This is a genomic window from Gottfriedia sp. ABJ_BB2_2, from assembly GCF_055484705.1.
The window spans coordinates 1-4,972 of the sequence record NZ_JBVFKR010000021.1 but is presented as its reverse complement, the minus strand read 5'-3'; the positions used below and the strand labels follow the sequence as shown (position 1 = coordinate 4,972).

At 28.5% G+C, this 4,972-nt stretch carries 7 protein-coding genes; all 7 read left to right on the top strand.

Features of this window, described 5'->3' with window-relative positions:
- The coding region (locus ACX6U0_RS21190; RefSeq protein WP_464961800.1) for a CPCC family cysteine-rich protein at nt 1–752 on the top strand (752 nt) is incomplete at its 5' end.
- Between the two features lie 192 nt (nt 753–944).
- Nucleotides 945–1,508, top strand: coding sequence for an SMI1/KNR4 family protein (locus tag ACX6U0_RS21185; protein ID WP_464961799.1), 564 nt, complete (start codon nt 945–947; stop codon nt 1,506–1,508).
- Nucleotides 1,509–1,589: 81 nt separating this feature from the next.
- Complete coding sequence (locus tag ACX6U0_RS21180) at nt 1,590–1,937, top strand: hypothetical protein (RefSeq protein ID WP_464961798.1); 348 nt, start codon at nt 1,590–1,592, stop codon at nt 1,935–1,937.
- Nucleotides 1,938–2,212: 275 nt separating this feature from the next.
- Entirely contained in the window at nt 2,213–2,710 is a 498-nt protein-coding gene (locus ACX6U0_RS21175) for a hypothetical protein (protein ID WP_464961797.1), read from the top strand.
- Complete coding sequence (locus tag ACX6U0_RS21170) at nt 2,700–3,236, top strand: hypothetical protein (RefSeq protein ID WP_464961796.1); 537 nt, start codon at nt 2,700–2,702, stop codon at nt 3,234–3,236. Before ACX6U0_RS21175 ends, ACX6U0_RS21170 begins: the two co-directional genes overlap by 11 nt.
- A 132-nt stretch (nt 3,237–3,368) precedes the next feature.
- Entirely contained in the window at nt 3,369–3,581 is a 213-nt protein-coding gene (locus ACX6U0_RS21165; RefSeq protein WP_464961795.1) for a hypothetical protein, read from the top strand.
- Between the two features lie 154 nt (nt 3,582–3,735).
- Nucleotides 3,736–4,662 (top strand): SMI1/KNR4 family protein, encoded by a 927-nt coding sequence (locus ACX6U0_RS21160; protein ID WP_464961794.1) that lies wholly within the window; start codon nt 3,736–3,738, stop codon nt 4,660–4,662.
- Nucleotides 4,663–4,972: the final 310 nt, after the last annotated feature.

Here is a 4,972-nt window from a genome sequence, read left to right as displayed (position 1 = left end):
GTAATATTTCTAATATTGAAAATATAAATCGTTATGTTCTAACGGTCACAAATGGAATGGATTTACTGATGGATTTAGCAAGTAACGGAGAGTATATCTATTTTATTTATGATTATAGTAGAAAAGACACGGTTAAAGGTAAATTTAGAATAAGTTTTGGTGATCCAGAAAATGATGAAAATGGATGGGAAAAACTAAATAATCAGGGGTTATGGGTCCGATTATATCATAACGATTTAGAATCATTTGAGTTTCATTCCTCTGAGGAACTTTCCTTAGTATTTTCATCACCTAATAAACTATCTCATTTAGAAATCTTAAAATTTCTAAATGAGATAGATATCAAAAAAGGAATCCCTTCCATTAATTATATTAACGCTGTAAATAAAATGAGTTTTATAGCTCAAACAACTTGGTGGGATCACTTTGATGGAATAGATGATAATAATCTACATGTACTTATTATGTATACATTAAAAAGACTGAGCAAAAGGTACACATGTCCTTGTTGTGGTTATAAAACATTGAAGGAACGTAATAATTGGGAAACTTGTCCGGTCTGTAGGTGGATGGATGATGACGCTCAAGCAGCCTTTCCAGATCTTCGTGGGGCAAATAAAGAATCTTTAGTAGAAGCTCAAAAGAATTTTAAAGAAATAGGAAGAGCATCTAAAACGCTGTTCCCAAATGGAGGCGAACCAACATCTAATTATGAAAAAGATGAAAATTGGAAGCCTTTTGCTGAAAAATAATTATTTCTTATTTAACTAACTGGCGCGTTAGTTGAAAAACATGAGTGGCCATTAGGCTGCTCTTTTTTATTAAATTGAGAGAAGTTTAGTCGAATAAGGGAAGGAATATGATAATATTAATGAATTAATTATTAAGGATTAGAAATTAAAATAGTAATTATATTTTAATTTTTTAAGAAGGGTTGATTTTAATTGTCTAATATCGATTTTTTTCAGAGTATAAAAAAAAATAGTGAAAAATTTTGGGATACAATAGAATTAAAGGAAAACGTCTATGGATTTCAGATCCAGAAAGGAACGAAATGGAATAAAGGACTAGATAATAGGCAAATAGAGGAATTTGAATATGCTTTGGGATTTTCGTTTCCTTCTATTTATAAAGATTACCTTAGTGTAATGAATGGCACTGATAAAGAAACCATAAACATTTATGGTAATTCTGGAAACCCGTTTAATTACAGTTATGGATATTATTCATTTCCAAGAGACATAGAAATGATGAAAGATAGGATTAAATGGATACTTAAATCATTTGAACTTTCTAATGAAGAAATAGAAAACAAACAGATCCCAAATATAATTCCTATTGTATCTCATAGATTTCTAATAGCAGATAAGTGTAGTACAAATCCGGTTTTATCTATGCATGGATCTGATGTTATACTATATAGCAATTCTTTACCTAACTTTTTAGAAGACGATATATTTAATAAAAAAACAGACCTATCAGAAATTGAAGTACCCTATTGGTTATAGGGTTTTTAATTTAGAATTGATGTATTTACTCTGCAACTAACTGGCGCATTAGTTCTATAGCACGAAAGGAAAATAGCTAAAATGAGTTTAGAATTCTGTATTTCAAATACAATTAATGGAGCAGCTTATGTTGATAGATACGTAGCTTTTGAAGATGAACTACACGATTACCTAATTAAAGAAGAGAAGTATTATGTTAGACAAAAGAATAAAGAATCTAAAAGTATAGATTTGATACTTGGACTAGATCCATATGGAGATAAAATATTTAATGAACAAGAAATCATAGAATTGAAAAAAATATGTGAATATATAACTAATAATTACAAGAAGGACTGTAATGATTTAAAAATTTTTTCGAAGGAATTAAAGGAACTTTGCCTAGATGCCTTAGAAACAGGGAAAAAAATTGTTGCAGCAGGAGATTAATAAACAAAATTAAAATCTCTTATATAACTAACTTGCGCGTTAGTTGAAGATTATGAGTCACATATGTGGCTCATTTTTTATTGGATTTAATAGCAGGTTGATCAGGATGAGGAATAAATAGGCTAATTTACCTTTGAAATTTGAGAGACTTTATTGAGAAAATTAAGTTAAATACTAATCAAGGATACATTTCAAAACAGTATGAAAACCTGTAATACAATTATGTAAGCAAATCTAATATTTTGTCAGTCCAAATTTTAAAGGGGGAATGTATAATGAGTTTAAAAAGTCGAATAAAGCAATTATTAACGTTAGTATTGTGCTTAACTATTTTTACTGCTTGTTCAAATGCTTCAAATGATCAAGAAATTTCCAAACAAAAGGAGTACACAGAGTTAAAGAGTGGAAATTTTGTATTGCAAATAAAAACCCCAACTGAAGTTAAAATAGGTGAGAAATTCGAATTAGAAGGTTCAATTAAATATATTGGTGAGAAAGATACTTACTTACTTCATGGTAGCAAAGATATTCATTTTGTAATTACTAATGAGCATGGACAAAACATAAAGGATATAGCCTACGCAGGTGTTGGAGTTGACACGAAAGTGAAAACTGGAGATATCATATCAGAAAAAGAAGGTTTTAAATTAAATAAAAAAGGTACATATAATATAGCAATTAATACTAGTTTTCATGAATCATTAAGTGGAAAATTAAAAGATAAAAAAAGAATTCAAATGAAAATTTTAGGACTACAGTTTATTGCAAAATAATGAAAGGGGGAAAACCTATATGTCTTTATTCAGAAAAATAAGTCCACTAATACTTTTAATAAATTGTCTAGTTGTTTTAAACGGATGCATTAAAGAATCAGAAATATCTAATGAAAAGGTAATCAGGAAAGTGACGAAAGGAGATTTTTTAATAACAGTTAAAACACCAAAAGAAGTAGAAGTTGGTAAAAAAATCGAATTAGAAGGTTCGATTGAATATACGGGAAAAAAAGAAACATATATAATTCATGAAAGTAATAAAAAAGATTTTTATTATACGATAACAAAAAAACAGGAACCAAAAGCAGTTATGGAGAGATATTACTTTGAGCGAGGTTTTGATCAAACTATAAAAAAAGGTGATATTATAGCTGAAAAAGAGGTTACTAAAATAAATAATAAAGGTACTTACGAAATCATGGCTGAGGTAAGTTTTGCAAGTTCTAATAAAGTATTTAATAGAAAAAAAGAAGATCTAATACCAATTAACGTGAAAATTGAAGACATTCAATTAATTGTTAAATAATCAATTAACCTATATGTTGCAATTTTGAAATATGTATCTCTTAACCTCACTAACTAAAAGCATCTCTTTTTTCAGGGAATTCAACTAACGAATGCATTAGTTGGTTAATATAAGTCATCGCAGGGGGATCATATGGATGATAAATTAATGGCAATGCCATTTCCAGAACTTATTTCGAAATTAGCAGTAGCACCATTATTTATTTTTGTTGTAATATTGGCTATTTTAAATGTAATTTTAAATAGAAAAGATAAAGGGTGTTTTAATTTTATCTCGATAATAAGTTCATGGATATATATTTGTATATATGTTTTGGCACTGTATTTCTTTTTCTTCGGAAAATAAAAATGCTATTCAATTTGGCGCTTTAGTTGTGCAATAAAAAAAGGATGATCAATAATTGATCATCCTTTTTCTCACATATGAAAGTTAGTTTAATGAGAAATAACAGAAATTTTTATGGTATCTTTATAATAAATAGCATCTAAGGGGAGAGTTAATGAGTTGGTCAAATTATGAAATAGCTTTAGCGCTATTGGAAGAAAACGAAGTTGAATGTGATTATATTGGTGAATGTTCCGAACTTTTAATTGAGAAAGCAGAATTAGCTTTAGGATTGAATTTCCCAAAAATCTATCGTCATTTTATTGGAAAGTATGGTGCAGGTGTTTTTGGAACATGGGAAATTTTAGGTATTACAAATGAAAACATTTTAGAATCATACACCCCAGATAATCTTGATGCCATTAGGTTCACGTTGTCGAAAAGAAAAGAGAATAAATTACCTAATAACTTCATTACTATTATTGACTATTTATATGACATCATATATTGTTTGGATTTAAATAACCTCAATGAAGAAGGTGAACCAGCAGTTGTTTCGTTTAATATAGACGAAGACTGGGGAGAGATAGAAATAGTTGCAGAGGATTTTGGTGATTTTCTTTTGTATATAATGCAAAATGCGATAGAATCATTAAAATTATCTCCAATTAAAATTATATATGATGTAGCAAACCTAAAAGGTACATGTGTAGAAATTAAACCTGGCAAAAATACAGGTAATCATTGGAATAAAGAATCTATTTACATTACAGATGAAACTTTTACATATTTGTCTCGTGCCATTGAGAAGGCGTATAAAGAATATAGCCCTTGGGCACTTTGGGGAGTTAGTGAAATAGATAAACATACATGGGAACTAATTTTAGAACAATTAGAAAATGTGAAGCTTTTTTTAACTAACAAACCTAAAGAAGACGAAATAGAAACCATGGTTAGCTTTTTATGGGAAGAAACGGAATCTAAATTTAAGGAAAATTTCAACCAAAATATTATTGATTTAATAGTTCTCATTGATGAATTTCAATCATGGATTAGAGATCAATGTAAGAATCATGAGTTTATCACAATCTTAGGATACTAGATGATAATTAAATCAACTAACGAACGCATTAGTTGAACAAGATCTTGAGTTGCTTCGGCGACTCTTTTTTATTGCTCTATCTAGCAGTTCAGTTCAATAGGATATGTTAAAATTAGGAAAACGTTATATAGGAGACATCGATGAATATTTTCAAAAACAACATATTACCGATTATTTTTTATTCATACCTAACATTTGTAAGTGTAAATTTACTAAAAAATCCTATAAAGATATCATTTATTAATATTTCAACCGAAAATATGAAGGCAATAATCTTAATTTTAATTATGCTTGTATTCTACTATTTAGC

Bases quoted from the DNA above. Each gene is read 5' to 3' on its own strand.
- ACX6U0_RS21180 (WP_464961798.1), top strand. From the start codon at position 1,590: ATGAGTTTAGAATTCTGTATTTCAAATACAATTAATGGAGCAGCTTAT.
- ACX6U0_RS21175 (WP_464961797.1), top strand. From the start codon at position 2,213: ATGAGTTTAAAAAGTCGAATAAAGCAATTATTAACGTTAGTATTGTGC.
- ACX6U0_RS21165 (WP_464961795.1), top strand. From the start codon at position 3,369: ATGGATGATAAATTAATGGCAATGCCATTTCCAGAACTTATTTCGAAA.
- ACX6U0_RS21160 (WP_464961794.1), top strand. From the start codon at position 3,736: ATGAGTTGGTCAAATTATGAAATAGCTTTAGCGCTATTGGAAGAAAAC.